Consider the following 19,645-nt stretch of genomic DNA (forward strand, 5'->3'; position numbering starts at 1 on the left):
GATCAACTGCGGAATTTCCTTCTGTGGCCGATCGCGATCCAGTGCCCGCCGTGCGGTGTGCCGGGGAGTTATCCACAGGCGATCGCCCCTCTTACTTGTAAACATACTTGCATACTACTTGTTAACTACTTGGAGCAGCCCGCAAAGCCTTGCCCCGCAAGGCTTTCAGGCCGGTCGCCGAGAGCGTTTTCACGTGGCGGTGAGAGCGTTTTCACGTGGTCGTGAGAGCGTTTTCACGTGGATAACCTGGCGGGTTGGCTGGAAGCCTTGCGGGGCAAGGGTTTGCGGCCGATGGCCGGTGAGAGCGTTGTCACGTGGATAACTTTTCGGGCGGTCCGTTTCTGGGGATAACTCTTCCGGAAAGGGAGCCTCCGGGAGCCGATTTCGGGGGCTTGCATTTTTTGCGGAATCCGTAGAATGGGTCAGGAGTGCGCCCGGATCGACACCACCCTGGGTCGTCCGGAATTGCACCGGGCCAGCCGGCCGTGCCCTGCCACACCGGCAACACGAGGTCGTACCAGCCCGGCAACGGGCGCCGCCAATACGGCAGATCGCGTCGGCCGCCCCACGTCACGAGGCATTGATCCATTGGGAGGAAGCCATGCACGACGAAGCACCGCAACGATTCGAACCCGCCAGCCTGCTGACCTCGCTGGCGGGGCATTCCTGGCGTCTGCTGACGCTGCGTGGCGACTGGAGGGCGATGCCCGACTCAGGCGCGTTCGTCGCTCTGGCCCTCGGTGTCATGGTTCTCGGCGGTCTGACCGAGCAACTGGTACGCGGCCATTCCCCGGCGCCTGCCCTGGTCAGCACCCTGCTCTGGCTGGGGGTCGTGCTCGCCGTGTCGAGCCATCGTGGGCAGCCGAACCGTCGGCTGCTCGCCGCGCTGGCCCTGCTGTCGATCGGCATCGAAGCCCTCCTGATCCTGGCCACCTGGCTCCCCGCAGCCGAATGGCCGGTGGCGATCTGGTCCGGCCTCGCCGTCGTGCGCCTGCTCCAGCAGGCCAACGGGACGGGTGCCGAGGCGAGTCGCTGACGCGGCGCATCGAGAACCGGTCCGATGGCCACCGCTTCTCCCTACGACTTCGAGCTGCCCTGGCGCCCGAACTTCGAAGCGAAGATGGCGCTCGTCTGGGCCGGCGGATCGGCGCTGATCATTGCCTTCTCGCTGGCTGTCCCGCTCTTCTCCCGCTTTTCCGCGCTGCTTGCCGTCGGCTGTGCGCTGGCGGCGGCCTACCGCGGATACCAGGCCTACCAGCGGCTGGCGGACGCTTCGCGGCTGCAGCAGTTCGGCAAGGAGTTCATCGATCTCGCCGAACTGCAGGGGAAAGCCCGCCGGGCGGCCGAAGCGCAGAGCCTGTGGCTGGGGAAGGGCTTCCCCTGGACCGACATCGAGGCCAGCAAGCTGCATGCCCTGATGGCGCTCGGTGTCGCCCGGACGATCGGCCCGGCCGCGCAGCATACCGAGGGCGCCTACTGGATTCACGGCCTGGCGCGCGAAGCCGACCTCCATTCCGAACTGTCGCACCTCGTCGGACACACGCTGATCGTCGGCACGACCCGCGTCGGCAAGACGCGGCTCTTCGACCTGCTGGTCGCGCAGGCGATCTTCCGCGGCGAGACGGTGATCATCATCGACCCGAAGGGCGACCACGCGCTGGCGCGCAACGCCCGTGCCGCCTGCGCTGCCGGCGGGGCAGGGGAGCGCTTCGTGTATTTCCATCCGGCGCATCCCGACCGCTCGGCCTGCATCGATCCCCTGCGCAACTGGAACCGCAAGACCGAACTGGCGAGCCGTGTCGCCGCGCTGATTCCCTCGGAAACCGGCGCCGACCCGTTCACCGCCTTTGGCTGGAAGGTGTTGAACGACATCATCAACGGCATGATCGCCACCGGCCATCGGCCGAATCTCGTGCAGCTGCGGCGCTACGTCGAAGGCGGCCCCGACGGACTCCTGCAGCGCGCCCTGAAGGCGCACTTCACCCGGCGCGTGCCGGACTGGGAGAGCCGGGCAGCGGCCGCTCTCAGGCGCCACCGGGATCGGCTGCTGGAAGGCTATCTCGCCTTCTATCGCGAGATCGCGGTGCACGAAGCCCGGTCGGTCGAACTCGATGGTCTGATCTCGACCTACGAGCACAACCGCGAGCACTTCCAGAAGATGGTCGCGTCGCTGATCCCGATTCTCTCGATGCTGACCAGCGAGCCGCTGCAGGAACTCCTGTCGCCGGATTTCGCGCCCGGCCACGAGCGTCTGGTGACCGACATGTCGAAGATCATCCACGGCCGCAAGGTGGTCTACATCGGTCTCGATGCACTGGCCGACGCGACCGTCGGCAGCGCCATCGGCTCGATCCTGCTCGCCGATCTCGCCGCCGTCGCCGGCGACCGCTACAACTACGGCATCGACTCGCTGGCGCCGGTCAACCTGTTCATCGACGAAGCGGCCGAAGTGCTCAACCAGCCGGCCATCCAGCTGATGAACAAGGGGGGCGGGGCGGATTTCCGGGTCACCATCGCGACGCAGACCTTTGCCGATTTCGCCAGCCGGCTCGGCGACGAGAACAAGGCCCGCCAGGTGCTCGCCAACACCAACCACAAGATCGCCCTGCGCGTCCTCGACTCCGAGACGCAGAAATACCTCGCCGAAGGGATGCCGCAGATCAAGGTCCGCTCGCTGGCGCTGCGCTACGGGCATCAGGTCGACCCGCGGGTTCAGGCCGAATACACGGCATCCTACCAGGAGCAGATCCTTGAGGAAGAGGCCGAACTCTTTCCGGCGGCGATGCTCGGGGAACTGCCGCCGCTGCACTTCCTGGCGCGTCTGTCCGGCGGACGGACCCTCAAGGGACGGATTCCGATCCTGGTGGTGCCCGCATGAACCCGGCACGCCGGGACCCCGCCGCGAGTACCTATGTCGTCGTCGCGCTGCTCCTGGGGATCGCGGCGGTCTGGGCGCTGATTCCGCCAGCGGCGATTCGCAGCGCCTGGGTGGCCGAGCGGGCCGGGGTGTACGCAATGGCCGGTGCCGGCGAGGCGGTCCTCTTCGGGCGGACCCGGGACGATCTCGAGGCCGCTCTGGCGGGGGACTTCCGGGAAGTGCTGCGCGACGTGCGCGCGATCGGCCAGGGTCCCTGGGATCCCGCTGGCTTCGCCGACTGGATGCAGGGCCGGGTCGTCGTCACCTGGCTGTGGCTCGGGCTGGTCGCGTATCGCCTGCAGGTGCTGATGGGATGGTTTTTGCCGGGCATTCCGCTGACGATGGCGGCGTACCTGGACGGCCAGCTCGTGCGCGAGATCCGCAAACATGCCTTCGTCGCGCAGAGCCCGATGCGGCACAGTCTCGCGGTGCGGGTGCTCTGGATCGTTCTGATCGGGCTCGTCGCCTGGCTGGTCGTGCCGCTGCCGATGCCCGCACTCCTGCCGCCGGCGCTGATCCTCGCCATCGCCCATGCCCTCTGGCTGTGGGTCAGCAATCTGCAGAAAAGGCTGTGACGGCGTGGGACCGGCGGGGCGGCAGCGACGGCTGCGACGATTCGGGCGAGGCGCGGCTGGCTTCGCCGGCTCGATCGCCGTTGACCGAAGCGGCCGTGTTTGCAGACAATCGCCGTGTCCCCTCAGCGTTCCACCGGCCACTTTCCGCGTGCCTCTGCGCTCCCACCGAAACTTGCCTGCACTCGCCTTGGCCGCGCTGCTCGTCGGCAGCGTTCAGGCCGCGCCGTTGCCGGCGGAATGGTGGTGGTACTGGGACCGCCCGGCGAACAAGCTTCCCGTACCCCGGCCCGGTGTCGGCGCCGCCGTGTTGACGCGGCACGTCTACTTCTCGGGCGGCCGCGTGATCGCCGTTGCGCGCCGCAGCGCGCTGACCCTGCCGCCGGGGGTCGTCTCGATTCCGCTGATTCACGTCGAGGTGGATCCCGCGCAGCCCTTCGCCGGCACCGACGAGCAGCGGAACCGACTGCGCGACCTGGTTGTTGCCGAGGCACTGGTGGCGCGCCGTCCCCCGCTGATCCAGCTCGACTTCGAGGCCAGGCAATCGCAGCGGCGTTTCTGGACGGCTGCGGTCCAGGCCATCCGCGAGCGACTGCCGACGGAGGTGCGACTCTCGGTCACCGCGCTGGCGAGTTGGTGTTTTGGGGACCGCTGGCTCGCCGAGGTGCCGGCCGACGAGATCGTCCCGATGTACTTCCGGCTGGGCAAGGCGAGAGACGCCTTCATCGCACGCAGTGCGGCCGGGATTCCCGAGCCGCGCTGCCGAGAGGCGCATGGCGTGGCCGATGACGAGCCGCCGTGGCCGGTGGCTCTGCCGGGGCGCCGCTACGTGTTTCTTGGTGCGCGTCCGACCGGGCAGAATCCTCGGACTCCTCCTGTCGGAGCAGGCGAGCATGATCCGGCCCGGTAGTGCCTGGTGGACACGCGCGCCGGCAGCCTGCGCCGTGCTCCTGCTGACCGCGGCACTGGCCGTCGTCCCGGCGGGCGTGCGCGCCTCCAACGGCAGCGAATACTTCAGTGACCCGTTCCTCGCGTCGTGGGGACCGGCGCGGCCGATTGGCGATCTGGCGACCGGCAGCCTGGGCGTCGTCGAGCGGACCTGGTGGCGACGGCCGCTGCTGCTCGCCTGGTTCCGCTTCAACGAACTGCCGTTTCCTGCGGAGGCGGCCGACGCCTTCAGCTACCGGGAGCTGGGCGCGATCATCGACCCCCGGAAATCGGTGGCGGCCTGGCGCGAGGCGGCGAAGACGGCAGCCCCGGATCTCGAGCCCGCCGCAGAACCGAGCGCCGATGCCGATCTGCCGGGGACGACCTGGGGCTGGTTCGAGAACTGTCCGGCGGATAGCTGGGAGCAGGCGCGTCGGACGCTCCTCGCACGCAGCGAGGTCTGGGGCGCCGGCAGCGCCGCCCTGCGCAACTGGATCGTCGCCCAGCACCAGGTCTTCGCGCGCTGCCGGCTCGGGCCGGAGTATTTTCGGAAGGACGTGCCGACGGAAGGACGCGTTCGGTGGGGGAGGACACCGCCGGAGATGCCCCTGCCGGATCTGTCGCTGCCCGAGCCGCCGCCCGGTGCGCCGCGGCTGCTGCTCAAGGACCGCGATTACCAGCGCGCCAGCGCGCTGTTCTACGAGGGGCACTACGCCGACGCCGAACGCGCATTCCGGGCGATTGCCCGTGACGCTCGGTCGCCGTGGCGGGGCTGGGGCCAGTACCTGGCCTTGCGGGCGCACTTTCGCGAACTCGAGGTCATCCCGGGCGCAAAGATCGCGGAGAACCGGGTGAGCCAGCTGCGCCGCGACGTGGACGCCGCGCTGGCCGATGCCAGGCGGCGCGGTGCCGACGAGGAAGTGGCGCGCCTGCAGGCTCTGCGCAGCCTGGTGGGGGTCCGGCTCGAGCCGGCGACGCGTTTTCGGGAACTCGGAGCCGCCCTGTCGCGGCCGCAGACCGATGCCACCACCTTCCGGCAGGCGGTCATCGACTACGCCTACCTGCACCGCCAGTTGCCGCCGGCGGAGCCCCTCGGGGAATGGCTGACCGGGTTGATCGAGGCACGCGACCCGACCAGCCGATCGTGCGGCGGCCGAGCCGTATCCTCCGACATGAGCTATCCCACTCCGGCCGAGATCCGGTGTCGACGTGCCCAACTGAGCCAGAAGGCGTTCACCCGCTACCAGAAGAGTCCCGGCAAACGAGCATGGCTGTTCACGGCCGCCGCCTTTGCAGAACGGGGCGATCCGCACCGCGAGGCGCTGCTGCAGGCTCTCGCCGACGTTCCGGATGGACACCCGGGTTCGACCACCTTCCTGTTGCACCGCCTGCGGCTCAGCGGCCGCGACGACGGGCGACATCTGGCGGAAGTGCTGCTGGCCCGTCCCGAGGTGGTGGCGGATTACTCGGCGCGCAACCGGGTCCGCCAGTACCGGATGCTCTCGGCGGCCAGCCTCGAAGAGTTCTGGAGCGATGCGGTACGCGAGCGGGGCGGCGGCATCGACCGGGACACCCTGCTGAAGGGGCCGCCCGTCGTGGCGGAGACGTCGCGCGTCTGGGATGCGGACGGGACCTGGATCCTGGATTACGAATTGCCCGACTCGGCCCTGCTCGCAACCGCGACGCAAGCGGCGTGGCCGGAGACGTTGCGGCGGCAGGTGGCGGGGATGCTCTGGGCCCGCGCCGTCCTGCGCGGGGACACCCAGTCGGCACGGAACATTCTGGGGCTCCCCGAGTTGCAGAGCACCTGTCGTCGGAAGACTCGGCCCGGCTGGCCTCGATCGGTGACGACGCCGTGTTTCTCATGGAGGGCAGGCTCACGCTGTGGAATCGGGCCCTGGCGCCCGTCGTGGGCGGAGACTGGTGTCGGCTGCGGCCGCCGGTCGTCGCCGAACGTCAGGAAGAAGGCTGGGGTGACCGCGACGATCCCGCGTACCGGTTCGGGGAAGCGGCGCTGCGCCTCCTGCCGGTCGACGCGCTCGAACGGTGGCGGGCGGAACGCCAGGTTCTCGACGCCCTGCCGCCGCGCACGAACCTCTTGATGCAGAACACGCTGGATTTTGTCGCACGCTTCCCGTCCGACCCGCGCGCTCCGCGACTGCTCCGGCAAACCGTCCATGCCACGCGCCTCGACCACTGCGGTGATGCCTCAGCAGGCGCCCTGTCAAGGAAGGCGTTCAACCTGCTCCAACGGCACTATCGCCAAACGGAGGAGGCTCGACGCACGAGGCACTGGTTCAAGCCGGGGTACTGAGCGGGCTGGAAGAGGGTGTGGTACTGACCTCTGAGCGGAGCACTGCCGGCGTACACGAAAGGGCATCCGCTGTGGTCAGTGCGAGACGATCAAGGGCGTAGCTGCTTACTGCGCAACCGCCGCTAGCCGAGGGCAAGATATTGCCCGCCAGGGCTACAGAACTGAGTTGCGAGCGTTGCAGTTGGACTTCCGCCAGACTTTCCCGGCTCGTCCGCACTGGGCACTCAACAGCGTTGGCAACATATACGTGCTTACGATAAGCTCATGCCCAGCCATCGCTTCTCGCCTTCGCTCGATGAACGCTTGGCCAACGTCATGTTGCCCAAGCGAAGCGGTGGCTCACCAGCCATTGGATTCACAGAAATTCGCGGACTTTATCCGCGGAGATGTGTCGATGTAGAGGCTAACTTCACGGGGTTGGGACGAAGTGACTGGGTTCAGCACCGACTACGTCAACCAGATCGCGATCAACCTGCGCGATCGGTACAAGAGCGGGTTTCCGATCCTCAAGGAACTGGTACAGAACGCAGACGACGCGGGCGCCAGGAATCTGGTGTTTGGCTACCACCCGGGACATGGTGACTCGGCCGACCACATGCTCCTGCGCGGACCAGCGCTCTGGGTTCTGAACGATGGTGCGTTCAAGTCGAGCGATCGGCGCGCCATCCGTTCTTTCGGGCTCAACGCAAAGGCCGGGGACTCAGGTGCCATTGGCAAGTTCGGGCTTGGGATGAAGAGCGTGTTTCACCTGTGCGAGAGTTTCCTCTACGTAGCCTGTGGCGGTGGCGAGTTGGTCCACGATGTCCTCAACCCATGGAAGGCCGAGGATGCCGATTGTGCGGCGATGCACCTCCAATGGGAGCAAGTCACGAGTCGCGACGTCGAGTGCATTGCGTCGGTGGCCAGGGAGCAGCCGGAGGTGTCACGGGCCACGGACTGGTTCCTGTTGTGGGTCCCACTGCGACAGCGATCGCATATTCCGCGTGGTACCGACCGCCCTGCAGCGGCCATCATCGAGCGCTACCCCGGCGAGAACCCACACGAGGATCTCGACTTCTTCTCCGATCCCCGGACGGATCAGCGCATCGGGGCCGTCTTGCCCTTGCTGAAGAGCCTCGAGAGGGTTCGGTTCGCAGGCGCATCCATGCGGCAACCGTTCACGGTCACATTGGATGCCCAGCCTGCGGGGCAGAGACTGGATCATACGACCGATGCCCGTCGTATCCACGGTGTCGTCCGGGACGATCGGCCGCGTGCCGAGCACATGCACTTCCTGGTTCGACAGCGAGTCGCTTGCGAGGCGGAGCCGTTCGCAGCGCTGCGGGCCTACAGTAGCTGGCCGACGTCGATGGTGATCACGGAATCCGGCCGGAGGGAGCCGCGGCCCGACAAGGCGATCGCCGAAGCCGCCTTGATGTTCACTCACGCCAACAGCCGGCCTGGCCGGGTCATTCTGCAGTGGGCAGTGTTCCTTCCAGCGGATGAGCAACGGTTCAGCTACGAGGCCCTGATCCCCGGATCCTCACGGGAATACCGGATCGTGCTGCACGGTCAGTTCTTCGTCGACGCCGGCCGCCGCGGTATTGCCGACATGGAGTCTCTGGACAGACCGCGCGAGTCCTTGCCGGCAGGGGAGCCCTCGCAGCATGCCCTCATCCGCCAGTGGAATCAGGCGCTCGCTCAGGAGTCGGTCCTGCCCGAGTTTCTGCCTACGCTCGCCGAGTACGTGACGGCGACGGGCCTCAAGGACGATGAGGCGGCGGAACTCACCGCTGCCATAACGCGGTGTGCCGCCGTCGGAGACGCGGGAAGTCGCGTGGAGTTCTTCCCGACGTTTCGGTCCTTGATGTGCGAGAGGCACTCGTGGGTTCGCCGTCTTGTGAGGACCGGTGCGCGGTGGGAACTCATCGAGTCGAGTGCCGAACAACTACTGGCGCTGCCGGCGCCGCCAGCTCGCGACCCGGAGAGACCCTGGCGCGTATTACCCGGCTTGGCTGTGCTGGTGGGGAGATACGCCTTGATCGACGCGGACGCCCCGCGTCTCTTGCGTGCCGTGGCCATCTGGGAGCCCGAGTTATTGCTCAAGGCGTTGACCGGATTGAATCCGGAAGTCCTAAAGAGCGAGACCGATCTCGACTATCTCGCCGGGTTCCTCGAGCAGGAGGGGCGGCGGTGCGTGCAGGCCGGAGAGGTTCAGGATGCCCTAGTAGTGGAACTGCGTCGTTTTCTGTTGGGCTCCCGGCTGGCTGAAGTCCGCCAACACAGGAAGATCTTCAAGAGGATCGTGGCGCTTCTCACGGGAGACCGAGTCTTCGGCCTAGGGCCGGTCGACCCTAACGCCAAGGGAGCGCTCCCGGAGAGGCTGCTCCGCAAGATCTTGGCGAGCCCCACGAGGGCCCTGCCGCTACCCGGCGACTTGGCGCCCGACGGAGTCGATGCAAAGCCGCGCCAGGCAGACTTGCTGGCCTGGCTGCAGGCGCTGACGCGCGGTAATTCGAGCGGCACCTCGGCAAGTGACTCGACGCCTGCGCAGATGCTCGACGCCGCCGAACGGATCATCAAGGCCGCCGGTGCCGATGACGCGCAAGCGCAAGTCGCACTGCTCAGGCAATGCGACTGGCTGAAGGTACTTCGAGCCTGGAGAGGCCACAATAGCGAGGTCGAGGCGGTTTCTCTTGCGGACGTGATGCAAGCGCACACTCGGGGTACGCTTTTCAAAGTGTCCGACGCGACCCGGCCTCTTGGGTTCGTCCCCAAGCTGGCGCAGGCGTTGCCAGCCCTTGGCACATTGATCGTTCGATCCGCGGTGGCGGCGTATGCCGAAACGGCGCGTGACTCGAGTGCCGGCAGAGTTCCGGGCACCGAGAACGTAGAAGCGATCCTCCGCTGCGCGGGTGCCGAGTCCACAGCGCCCGAGCTTGGAAGCGAGTCGCAACGGGCCGAGCTTCTCACGCTGGTGGCGACGGCTCGACTAGACGATCGAACCGTGGTCAGGGGTGTGAGGTACCTCCTGCACGGCTCCGCAGACCATTACCTGGACACGGCGGACGTGCTCTGGAAGGACCCGGTGGGGCAGAAGTCTCCGTGGGTTCGATTGTGGCGAATGATCGACGAGTCACCGTGGCGAATCCTGGCTGACCGGCTGTGCAGTTCCATTCCGGATAAATGTGCGCGGACGCTCAACGTGCAGGCGGTAGACGAGACCTCGGTGCTTAATCGACTGCGCGCATGCATCGACTTCAGCCGGGTGGACGCCTCGGCGTTCTCGTCCGAGGAGATCGATTTTCTCTTGGGGCGCGTGGCCGAGAAGCATTCGTGGAGACACCTGCCGCTTCATCGTGACACGGCCGGCGGAATTGGAACGGCAATCGGCGACTGCTTCCTTGGAGACGATCCGCCATTGCCGGAAGCAATGGCATTGGGGATTCGCCTCATCAAGCCCTCTGCCAACGAAGATCATCTCGGACGACAGCAGAAGTGGATCCGGCTTTGGAACGTCACGACCGCTGCCGCACACGTCCTGAGCAGTCAGGATCCGGGTCAGCACTGGCGCTACCTGATGGACCTTCTGGCGAGCTCTCCCGCGCTCAGGTCCAAGCCCCCAGAGGCGTGGACAGAGGTGCCGTGGCTGCCGCTGCAAAGCGGTGGCTTCATTTCTATCGGCAGCCTGATCCGTCTCGCCAACCTGGACGCGGAGATCAGGGATCTCGCCCGGCAATGCGCGTACGCATACGCAAGTCCAGCGAACCTCTCGTCGGAGCTTCAGTCACACCCGGCGTTCACGGCCCTGCTCGACCAGGTCAGCGAGGGCGAGGATGCCTTGCCGGTGCTGGGGCAACTGATGTCGGACGCCAAGCTCTCGGTCGGGCGCGTCGTCGCATTCACCTACCGTGAACTACAGCAGCACATATCAACCCTGGTCGCCATCGAAGCTCTGCCAGCATGGAAGCTGCTCGAGCGCGCTGCTGTCGCGACATCACCGGATGCGGTCGAGAAACACCTCGTGCCGGAAGTAGCACGTCAGCTCTCCACGGACGCGTGCCATCGGACGCTGATTCAGATATCGAGCCTGGGGCAAAGCAACACGGTTCGGGTGGTCTTCGAGCAGTATCTTCGCGAGTGGCGCAGCAGCGGAGGCGAAGCGGAGTTGCGCAGCGCTCTTCCGGGACTGCGCTTGCTGAGCAAGGCAGGAACTTGGGCGCCTGCGGAGGAACTGGTTGCCGGCGTGCACGGCATATCGCCCGAGAGCCTCTTGCGCGTGGAGCATGTCGAGCTGCTTCAGGGGGTCGCCGTCGACAATCGATCGCTTCCGGACGAGCAGCTTGCGGCCGAGAAAGACGACTCGGACGGGGGGTCGAACGAACAACTTCTGCGGGAGCTGGAGGAGTACGTCGAGCCTCTCTCGTCCAGCGGGGCCAAGCAGGCCGTCGGCGCATTCATCGGTCTCTTCGGAGAGCGTGTCGCAGCGCTCGCGAGGAGCTGGCTCGATCCCATCGATTACGAGGACTACCTCGCGAAGCTCGGATGGCGCGATCCGGGGTTCGACACGGCCGCCCAGCGCTGGGAGTGGATGAGCAGAAGGTCCGTGAGGGAAGCGCTGGCGACGCTGTCGGTTCGCATCCACGTGGTGAAGGGTTCCCACATCACCGCGAAGTCCCTGACGGGCGAGAGCAAGAAGGTGCGCTTGGCTCCCGTCGAAGATCTTCAGTCCCTGCACGTCATGACGGACAGATGGCGCGGGTTCTCCTGCAGGGTGCACCTGCACCCGGCGTCGGTCTTGCTCGAAAGAGAGCTACAGGATCAACGAGACATCCTGATGCGCACGTGCGAGTCTCTGCTGCGGGGCTTGTACAACCAGAAGCATGCGAACCTGTCCGAATTCTTTGCACTGGCAGAGGAGGCGGACCAGGTCACGCTCGATGTGGCTCGCGGATTGATCCTCGATGGTCTTCCGCAGTCGCTTAAGTCGCTCCCGGGAGTGGGGAAGAGCCGCAAGCTGGCGGAGGCGCTTGGCAGGTTAGATCTGGCCCGGCGGGCCGCAGCGAGTGCGAAGAGAGCAAGGCGCGCGGGCGGCAGCGCAGAGGAGGAACTCGAGAAGGCGCTCGCCGACCTCGCGGGCCTCGTCGAGTCCGATGAGGGCGTGCAAGCAACCATCCTCGCGGGGATCCGGGCGCGCGTCACCCATAACCAGTACGAGTTCTCCAGCATCCCGTTCGAGGTGTTCCAGAACGCGGACGACGCAGTCGTCGAGATGCAACTGCTACAGCGTGCCGATGGGCGCCCGGAGTTCGAGGCCGACGCCATCGGGAGTTTCGTCGTTCAGTCGTCGGAGGCAACGATCCGGTTCGCGCACTGGGGGCGACCCATCAACTACGCCGGTCGTCACACGAGTTACAGACCGGAGTTCGGGAACGACCTGGAGCGCATGCTCATGCTCGGGGCCTCCGCCAAGGACGAAGAGGAGGGCGTGACCGGCAAGTTCGGCCTGGGCTTCAAGAGCCTGCTGCTTGCTTCGAGCTTGCCGCGGGTGTCGAGCGCAGATCTCTCGTTCGAGGTCGTCGCAGGTTGCCTGCCTCGAAAGTGGAGGCCAAGTCCGGCGACCAAGCGGCTTCATCAAAGCATGGGCGACGCGAGCCAGAAGGCACTCAGGGCGACACTCATCGAGTTGCCCCTCGACGACAAAGGGTTGGCCACGGAAGTGGTGGAGCGGTTTGCCGGCCTGGCGGGATTGCTTCCGGTGTTTGCACGCAAGCTGGTTTGCGTGTATGTCGAGAGGGAGTCCCACAGATGGCAACCGCAGCCGGTTCGGCTCTCAGGTGGCCGCGTCATCGAGGTCGGAGCGGTCTCGCTCCCGGTGGATGGGGGGAGGATCCACTCGGGGGTTCTGGTGTTTCGGGGTTCATCGGGGTGCGTCGTGATGCGCACAGGGAAGGCCGGAATCGAGCAGTTCGACAGGAAGGCGAAACCTCCCGTCCCCGGCATTTGGGTCACGGCACCGACGCGGGGAACTGCTGCTCGCGGTGTTCTGATGAACGCCACGTTCCAGATCGACACGGGCCGAGCCACTCTTGCTCTCGGACAAGCAGCGACAGCGACCAACACCAAGATCGTCAAAGCTATCGCGGACGAGGTCGGTCCGCAGCTGGTTGACCTTCTGGCTGATTCGCAATCGAACTGGCCGCAACTGGTTGAGCGGCTAAGGCTTTCGAGTTCCTTGTCGGCCGCCGGGTTCTGGCGCAGTCTGTGGGAGAAGCTAGTCGGAGAGGTGCCCGGCGAGGACGCGGCAATGGACGTCCGCCTCTTGGATACCTTCGGCTGCGCGGTCTTCCGGCATGTCGTCGAACGCACCGGCGTGGTTCCCAATGGCTTCGCGGACGAGCGCGGCGATCTTGTGCAACTCCGCGGGTTGAACCTGTCCGTAAATCCGGGCTACTTGTCCAGCGTACTGCCTGCGCTACTGCAATGGGCCTTGTTCCTGGAGAGATACCCCGTCGATGGCTGGTGCACGGAGCCCGTCCGCGATTGGATCGAGCGCGTCGGTCTCCTGCAGGATGGGCAGATTCCGTCGCTCGGAATGGCTGAAGTGCTCGGATGTCTCCCGGGCGGCCGTCTCCCGCCATCGGAGATGTCGGCCTTGGCCAGCATCTTGCGCCTGTGGCCGAGCAACCTCGGCGAGAGCAGCCGTTGGCGGGAAGAAGCCGCTGGCCTCCTGCTGCGTGCCCGCAACGCAGCCTGGGTGCCGGCCAAGGCGCTGATCGGCCGCCTAGGAATGGAAGGCGAATTGCTCGCCCGCTTCGCGCCGGATTCGGTGGTGCTGCATCCCGACTACGTTTCGGCAGGGCGGGACTTCCACTACGTGGAGGAGTACTTGCCGCATCGTCCGCCCGACGCCAGTAGCGTTGCGGGGTGGTGCGTGAACGCCACGACCATCGAGCAGCGTACGGCCGTCGCGGATTGGCTGATCCGCAACCTGTACGGACCTGTCATCAACGTGCTGCGCTCGCACCGCGAGCGTGGCGGGTGGCTGTTCGAACTGCAAGAGGACTCCAGTGCCCTTCAGCATCTTGCGGTCGAGGAGCGTCGCCTCCTGCTGAGCCTGCTGGGCGTCGCCGCATCCGCGCCAGATGTATTACCCCCTTTAACGCCAAGCATCGACTTGCACGCGATTCACGGTTGGTGGGCCGAGCGAGGCGAAGTGTGGCTGAGAAAGTTCGATGAGCGCCTGTGGCCGGCCGGCGTCGACCGCGGCGCACTCAAGGCGGATCCGTTCGATCGGACGGCGTGGATGACGCTCTTCAGCCTAGGGGTGTTCCGCAGGTACGGCCGCGTGACCGATCAGCAGCATCGTGGCTTCCTCGAGTTCCTCAATGCCCGCGGGTGGTGGCAGACGATCTGCGAAATCGATCCGGATGTCGGAGCCGAAGCTTGGCTGGGCATCCTGCGGGCCTACGGCGAGGAACGGCAGACGGACACGGTCTTCGAGCTGTGGATGGACAGCTTTCCGAGGCTCTACCGGGTTGCGCGTTGGCTGAACGAGTACGTCCATCTTTTCCAGACCCTGGACAGACGCGAATCGGTCTTCGCCAGGTTCCTGCTGTCTCCGGCATCCGATCCCAGCCTGAGCGGTTCCGGCATCGATGCGCCGACGCTCAGTGGCATCCTCCGTCTCGGGCAACACCTCGTGATCCGCGAATTGCTGAGAGCGGACGTTCTGTCGTCCCCGATCGCCAAAGAGATGGCCTTTGCGCCCAGGAGTTCGGTGATCAATCTCATGAGTGGTCTCGGCTACAGCGATGTCGACAACAGCAGCGGCATTTTTAGGGTGCTCGTTGACGAGCTGGGTGAGGAGGGTGCCTGCTTTGGGGGCGCCTACGACATTCCCCTTCAGCTCTTCGCAACCGACTCCGCTGCCGCCAGGGATGTTGAGCGATGGGCCGACAGTGAGTCGGATGATGACGCAGAGAACCGGGAGGCAGCGCTGTGATGACAACTGGAACTGGACGCCCGTCAGGTGCGCTGGTGCTGCATCCTCGACATGGACAGGGCACCGTTTTGCTCACGGAGCGCGACACAACCGTCGTCCGGTTCGCCCACGGGATCGAGCAGGTCCTGACGAACGAGCTGACGTCCGTCACCTCGGTTTCCGAGGCCGTAACCACGGGACAGATCGCACCCTCCATCGAAGTTGCCCTGCGCATCCAGGGCGACGTGATCTCGTCGGTGAACGAGGCCTGGGGGGTGTTCACCAGATCGCGGATATCGCTGCTGCCTCATCAGCTGTGGGTATGCCACCGTGCGCTTCGGACCTGGCCTATTCGTCTACTGGTCGCCGACGACGTGGGGATGGGTAAGACCATCGAGGCTGGACTGCTGCTGTGGCCCTTGCTCGCCAATCGCAAGGTGCAGCGAGTCCTCATTCTCTCGCCGGCGAAGCTCGTGAGTCAGTGGCAGATGCGGCTGAAGCGGATGTTCGACATCCGTGCGGCCACATATCACAGCGACCTGGATACGGATCGGACTGACTTCTGGGGGATCCACCAGATCGTCGTTGCGTCCCTGCCGACGCTGCGCGCGGATCGAAACGGTCGGCATGAGCGGCTCCTGGATGCGCCAGGATGGGACATGGTGCTGGTCGACGAGGCGCACCATCTCTACGCGGACGAGGAGACGGGCAAGACGCTCGGCTTCGAGCTTGTCGAGAGATTGAACATGGCGGGGAAGATCGCATCTTGTGTCCTCTTCACGGGTACGCCTCACCGTGGCAAGAGCTTCGGCTTCTGGTCTCTGATGAGCCTGCTGGATGCCGAGCAGTTCGGTCCAAGGAAGAACGAAGCGGGAATGCTGCAGGCGCTGCCGCGCTTCTTGATCCGGAACGCCAAGCAACAGGCTACCGACATGAAAGGCCAACTGCTGTTCAAGCCCGTCGTTCAGCACCCGGAAACCTTCACTTACTCGCCAGCGGAGGAGAGCTTTTACGACCTGATGTCTGAGTTCATCTTGGCTGGCAAGGCGTATGCGACATCGCTTAGCCGTACGGAAGGCGGCCAGGTGATGCTCGTTTTGATCGCACTTCAGAAGCTGGCTTCGAGTTCCGTCGCCGCGGTGGTAGCCGCGCTACGCACGAGGCTGAAGCGACTCAGCGCGGAGGCTGCCAAGTCGAGGACCGAGCTTGACTCCTTGGAGGTCGATGACAGCGATGAGGTCGATCAAGCGCTTCAGCGCTGGCTCAGAGACGAGAAGCAGGCTCGACTCAGGCTGATGGAGAACGAGGGACGGTATCTCGCCGATCTCATCGCCGCGGCGGGCCAAGTGACTGCCGAGACCCGGATAGGTCGGATCGTCGAGGTCATCAAGGCTCGCTTCCCCACAGAGCCGGTCCTGCTGTTCACCGAGTACAAGCGGACCCAGTCGCTCGTGGTCGGTGCGTTGATGGCCGAGTTCGGTCAGGGCTCGGTCGGGTTCATGAACGGAGACGATCGCCTGGAAGACATCAGGCTTCCGGATGGCCGCGTGACCCAGATGGCGGGTCGGCGTGAAGACGTGTGTGATGCGTTCAACGCCGGTCGCATTCGCTTCCTCGCCTCCACAGAGGCCGGCGGGGAGGGTATCGATCTCCAGGAGCGCTGCAGTGCATTGATTCACGTCGATCTGCCTTGGAACCCGATGCGACTCCACCAGCGCGTGGGCCGACTCAACCGATACGGGCAACAGCGCCCAGTCCAAGTGGTGTCGCTTCGTAATCCTGACACTGTCGAGGCCATGATCTGGCAAAAGCTGGAGCAGAAGCTGAACAGCATCATGTGGGCCCTTGGATCGGCGATGGATGAGCCCGAGGACTTGATGCAGCTCGTACTCGGGATGAGTAGCGACAGCATGTTCGACCAGCTGTTCTCGGAGGCAGTCAACGTCCCAAGGGAGAGGCTCGACGCCTGGTTCGATGGTGAGACCGGCACGCTTGGAGGCGAATCCGCTATCAAGACCGTGAGAGACCTAGTCGGCCATGCAGAGAGCTTCGACCTGTCGGAGTTGAAAGACGTACCGCCGGTGGATCTCCCTGACCTGATGCCGTTCTTTCAGAACGCACTGACTCTGAACCGTAGGCGGCCGAAGGTCGAAGGCCACTTCTTATCGTTCAAGACACCGGAGGGCTGGCTGAGCAGTCACGCGATACGCAAGTCCTACGACAACTTGGTGTTCGATCGAAGTGCCCCGAACACCGCGGACTTGATGGGTGTTGGCCATCCCGTTCTGGAAAAGGCCCTGCACCAGTCGGCTCGCTTGCAGGGTGCCTTGTGTGTGGTCGAAGGCATGGATGCGCCGCTGATGGTGCTTGAGGTGTCGAGCAGGATCACCAACGTCTCGACTTCCTCTCGACGGGCTATCGTGGGGCTCACTGGATCGATAGGGAGCTTCACCGTCCTTCGCGACTGGGAGGTGCTACGATTACTGAACCGCTGCAACGTCAGATCGGAGTCTGTCGTCAGAACCATTGACGTAGACCTGCTGACGCAATGGCGCGGAGCCGCCACGGCTGCGGCCGACGAACTCCTGGACAAGCTGGACCTGCCGTTCGGTTCGCGCATCGCGAAGGAATCTGCGCTGGTGTGGCCAGCCTAAGACCGATCTGGGCATGCCACCACCAAGGTGACAGGCTGGCAAAAAAGGAGTCACCGGCACCGCGGCAGCGGGGGCCCCTCGTTCCTTCGCCAAGCGCAAGTGCCATCAGCGACTCAATGCGGCATTTCCGACCGTGCTGCACACGGAAGGCCGTCTGGCTGTCGCCACTTGCCCGTCGGCCTGCAATATCGGTCGAGGGGGAACCGATTCGAACAGCTGTCGGCGGGTGAATGGACTGCCATGACAGTCGGTATCACGGAAGCCCCAGAACTTTCATTGCCGCCGTTTTCGGGTCACCGTAGAAGACAGGGTCGACCTGCTCCATGATGTCGGCGCTCACATCGAGAAAGTTACGCTTGTTCTCAATGGGGATGAGGGCGCGCCGAGCGCCGTTGTCCTTCGCAACCTGGAGCGGCTCAGCGAGGGAGCGTAGCGGCTTGATGTTCCCCTGGACGCTCATGTCGCCGAGAATGAGGAGCGCGGGGCTGACTGGCGCTTTTCGCAGCGCGGAGTAAGTGGCGACGAAGAAGGCCACCCCGAGCTCGGCCTCGACGCGGTTGGCCAAGAGGTCAATCACCTCCACGTGGATATCGGAGACGTCGAGGTCGCGCGCGATGCCCAACTCCGTCTTCCTCGCTTGAACGAAACTGAAAGCGCGCTGGACGGACTCCTTCATCGCGCCGGCCACGCCGCCTGCGAGCTTGAGCTTGCCGGTGCCGCTCGAGACGGAGACCTCGACGCGGTAGAGGCCGACGGTGTGGTCGGACGTCACGCCCGCGCTGTAGGCGGTGCCAGGGGCCAGCGGTTCGGTGGAGATGAGATCGCGGCCGCCCTGCTCGGGCACGCCGACGAACTTCTCCTCGCCGGTCTCCTGCAGCGTATAGCTGAAGGACGTGTGATAGTACTCGAAGGAGCCCATCTTCTTGAGCTGCTCCTTCACGCGCCGCCGGCCCTCGATGGCGAGCTCGAGGACGTCTGCGAGTTCGTCTTGGGTCACTTTGCCTTGCGGGAAAAGGATCTTCATCAGGCCCGAGACCGTCTTGCGCACGGCCTTTCGGTCGCGGGCGTTGAGGTGCGCACCAAGCGAAAAGTGGCGGTCGATGACCTCGGTGAAGTTGTGTTTCCGCATCTCCCGGAGCGCCTCGGCGAGGTAGTCGACGACGAACCCGTAATGGTTCGTGAAAAGGTCGTTCCGCATCTTCGGAATCTCCCACCCGGGGAGGTAAAAGTGCATGCGATCGATGAAGGCCATGTCGTCGCGGATGATGTCTGGCATCGGCGCGAAGAGGTGGCCGGTCTGAACCATCACGTCGACGGGCTGGTTGGTGTTGCCGAACATCGCGATGCTCGCATCGCCCGAGACGGCCTCCTGCCCACGCTGGAAGGTGCCGGACTCGCAGTAGGTCTTCATCGTTGTGATGACCTCCTTCGGCATCTTCTGGAGGTCGGCGACCTCGTCGAAGCCGACGACGTCCCAAATCTGCACCATGCCCTTCTGGCGGCCGCTCATGTGGCCGAAGAGGTTCGCGACCGTGGTGCCGCCGGTGAGCAGGGCCGAGTACGGCGAGACCTCCTGAACGACGTAGCTCTTGCCCGTACCGCGAGGCCCGAGTTCGACCATGTTGTAGTTGCGTTCAGCGAGCGGGATGAGGCGCACGAGGAAGAGCAGCTTCAAGCGTCGCGACATCTCGCCCGGCTCGTATCCCATGCTCCGCATGAGGAGGTCGAGCCACTCGTCGGTCGTGAACTCGCCCCGGACGCGGCGGTACTCTTCGAGATCGAAGGTGGCGATCTGGATGGGCGTGAGCTTGTCGATCCAGAACGGGTTCTTGCCTCGCGACTCCTCGTCGTACTCGAAGCGCATGTCGACCTGCGACCAGACACCGCCCATCACCAGACGCTCGTAGTCGCGCACGTAGTGCTCGGGCACGTGGACGTTCTTGTGGCCGAAGTTCGTGACCTCGGCCCAGTAGTCCGAGTCGACAAGGCGGACCTTCACCTTGTCGATGAAGGTGTGCCGCCCGCGATCCTTGACCATCGCCTGCGCCTTCATCGACTCGTCGGCGCGGATGTAGTTGTCCGCGAGCGTGTCGTTGACGACCTGCAGCCCCATGTGGATGGCCATCTCGTCCGACGACGCGCAGTACTTCCCGAGCAGGTACTCGAGGACGAACACCGGCACGTTTGCGCCAACCTTGACCTTGCGGACGAGGTCCTTGCGGACGACCTTGCCCGCGAACAGCCGGTTGACCTTGTCGTCGAGGTCGTCTCGCCTCGGTGCCGTTTCGTTCGTCATGG

General features: G+C 65.0%; 8 protein-coding genes. 7 read left to right on the forward strand and 1 reads right to left on the reverse strand.

Annotated elements, in window-relative coordinates:
* Nucleotides 1–601: 601 nt before the first annotated feature.
* The 7 genes from HT579_11995 (at nucleotide 602) to HT579_12025 (ending at nucleotide 17,347) form a co-directional block, all read left to right on the forward strand.
* Entirely contained in the window at nucleotides 602–1,036 is a 435-nt protein-coding gene (locus HT579_11995) for a hypothetical protein (GenBank protein ID QKS29563.1), read from the forward strand.
* Between the two features lie 24 nt (nucleotides 1,037–1,060).
* Complete coding sequence (gene traD / locus HT579_12000) at nucleotides 1,061–2,878, forward strand: conjugative transfer system coupling protein TraD (GenBank protein QKS29564.1); 1,818 nt, start codon at nucleotides 1,061–1,063, stop codon at nucleotides 2,876–2,878.
* Nucleotides 2,875–3,492 carry a DUF4400 domain-containing protein gene (locus tag HT579_12005; protein ID QKS29565.1) on the forward strand — a complete coding sequence of 206 codons (618 nt, stop codon included), beginning with the start codon at nucleotides 2,875–2,877 and terminating at the stop codon, nucleotides 3,490–3,492. Before traD ends, HT579_12005 begins: the two co-directional genes overlap by 4 nt.
* A 172-nt stretch (nucleotides 3,493–3,664) precedes the next feature.
* On the forward strand, nucleotides 3,665–4,399 hold the full coding sequence (locus HT579_12010) for a hypothetical protein (protein QKS29566.1): 735 nt from the start codon (nucleotides 3,665–3,667) through the stop codon (nucleotides 4,397–4,399).
* Nucleotides 4,383–6,518 (forward strand): hypothetical protein, encoded by a 2,136-nt coding sequence (locus HT579_12015; protein ID QKS29567.1) that lies wholly within the window; start codon nucleotides 4,383–4,385, stop codon nucleotides 6,516–6,518. The genes HT579_12010 and HT579_12015 overlap by 17 nt, the downstream gene beginning before the upstream one ends.
* Before the next feature lie 639 nt (nucleotides 6,519–7,157).
* A complete protein-coding gene (locus HT579_12020; protein QKS29568.1) occupies nucleotides 7,158–14,714 on the forward strand; it encodes a hypothetical protein in 7,557 nt (2,518 codons plus the stop codon).
* The gene (locus tag HT579_12025) at nucleotides 14,714–17,347 is read left to right on the forward strand and encodes a DEAD/DEAH box helicase (protein ID QKS29569.1); all 2,634 of its coding nucleotides are present in this window, start codon (nucleotides 14,714–14,716) and stop codon (nucleotides 17,345–17,347) included. The genes HT579_12020 and HT579_12025 overlap by 1 nt, the downstream gene beginning before the upstream one ends.
* Nucleotides 17,348–17,600: 253 nt before the next feature.
* Here the strand turns inward: HT579_12025 and brxL are convergent, their stop codons facing one another.
* Entirely contained in the window at nucleotides 17,601–19,643 is a 2,043-nt protein-coding gene (gene brxL, locus HT579_12030; GenBank protein ID QKS29570.1) for a protease Lon-related BREX system protein BrxL, read from the reverse strand.
* Nucleotides 19,644–19,645 lie beyond the last annotated feature (2 nt).

The sequence above is a fragment of the Candidatus Accumulibacter similis genome, from assembly GCA_013347225.1.
GTDB classification, from domain to species: Bacteria; Pseudomonadota; Gammaproteobacteria; order Burkholderiales; family Rhodocyclaceae; genus Accumulibacter; species Accumulibacter similis.

Excerpts from the sequence above, each read along its gene's own strand:
- HT579_11995 (QKS29563.1), top strand. The coding sequence starts at position 602 with ATGCACGACGAAGCACCGCAACGATTCGAACCCGCCAGCCTGCTGACC.
- traD (QKS29564.1), top strand. The coding sequence starts at position 1,061 with ATGGCCACCGCTTCTCCCTACGACTTCGAGCTGCCCTGGCGCCCGAAC.
- HT579_12005 (QKS29565.1), top strand. The coding sequence starts at position 2,875 with ATGAACCCGGCACGCCGGGACCCCGCCGCGAGTACCTATGTCGTCGTC.
- HT579_12015 (QKS29567.1), top strand. The coding sequence starts at position 4,383 with ATGATCCGGCCCGGTAGTGCCTGGTGGACACGCGCGCCGGCAGCCTGC.
- HT579_12025 (QKS29569.1), top strand. The coding sequence starts at position 14,714 with ATGACAACTGGAACTGGACGCCCGTCAGGTGCGCTGGTGCTGCATCCT.
- brxL (QKS29570.1), bottom strand. The coding sequence starts at position 19,643 with ATGACGAACGAAACGGCACCGAGGCGAGACGACCTCGACGACAAGGTC.